The organism is Moorena sp. SIO4A1, from assembly GCF_010672065.1.
GTDB lineage: Bacteria > Cyanobacteriota > Cyanobacteriia > Cyanobacteriales > Coleofasciculaceae > Moorena.
In genome coordinates this window covers 1-1,171 of record NZ_JAAHHX010000924.1, presented here as the reverse complement: position 1 = coordinate 1,171, position 1,171 = coordinate 1, and the positions used below count along the sequence as shown (strand labels likewise).

At 46.9% G+C, this 1,171-nt stretch carries 1 protein-coding gene; it reads left to right on the top strand.

All coding sequences use genetic code 11. The features are described from left to right. Window positions 1-126: 126 nt before the first annotated feature. The gene (locus F6K53_RS44140; RefSeq protein ID WP_293087207.1) at window positions 127-1,095 is read left to right on the top strand and encodes a hypothetical protein; all 969 of its coding nucleotides are present in this window, start codon (window positions 127-129) and stop codon (window positions 1,093-1,095) included. Window positions 1,096-1,171: the final 76 nt, after the last annotated feature.

The window sequence follows — 1,171 nt, the reverse complement described above, 5'->3', positions numbered from 1 at the left end:
GGGGAGGCAGCGCGGTCTTGGGGGTCTCCCCCATGAGCGACTGCCGTGGTTTCACCCATGAGCGACTGCATCAAGACAAGGTTGGGAGTAAACAAAGCTACTTTTAAACTATACTCTTCCAGACTTATGTTGCCATTTACTAACGTTTTAGGTCACAGGGACTCTAATTGGTTTTCCTACGTCGCTTATGGGTTAGGGATTCGCTCAGTGCTACCGATTCCGGAGTTTGTGCCCGCAGAGGATAAGAGCGATGTCACTATCACTATCGATCAGGTGGGTTCTGTGTTTGACTATGTACCCCAGGAGGTAATCGAGCAGCCCTTAGCACTTCAAGTAGAAAGGAAGGAAGCGGTCGTCTATGTCAAGGAGGCAGGTGTGTTTTTGGTGCAAGGGGGATGCAAGATTGTCGTCATTCCAGCACCGGATGTGGATGAGTTAAAGCTGCGACTGGCGTTGGTGGGTACCGTAATGGCGATTTTGCTGCAACAGCGGAGCCCGTTAGTACTTCATGCTAGTGCGGTAGAAATAGATGGCAAAGCTGTTTTGTTCTTGGGCAACTCTGGTGAGGGAAAGTCAACGATTGCTGCAGCATTGCAGGCCCAGGGATATGCAGTTGTTGCCGATGATATAGCTCCAGTGAGCTGGGAGGAGGGCAAAGCTATGCTTGCGCCTGGATTTCCTCAAATTAAGATCAGTCGGGAGGTAGCAGAAGTACTGGGTTATGATTGGGAGTCCCTGTGGCAGTTGCATCCAAAGTTAGAAAAGCGGGGTTTGCGGTTAAGACGAAATTTTCCGCAAAGATCGTTACCGATTAGTCGGATTTATTTATTGGCTTCTGGATCCGAGGTAAAGTGCGAGCCGATGAAAAAGCAAGCAAAACTAATAGCTTTGATGCAGCATTCGGAGTTGATGAAGTTATTTAGTTCTGGGGAGGTGATGCAGTTTGAAAGCTGTGCTAGTCTTGCTCAATCTTGCGAAGTGATTTGTTTACGGCGGCCTCGCAACTTGAGCTTGTTATCAGAGTTAGTAAAGGTCGTGGAAGAAGATGTTCGCGGTTCTTTACTGCTGACAAATAAGGGTTATTTTGCTTGTTGAATTATTCAAAAAAAAGGAGTTAATGAGATGAAACAGGAATGGAATACACCAAAGTTAGAAACCTATGGTTCAGTTA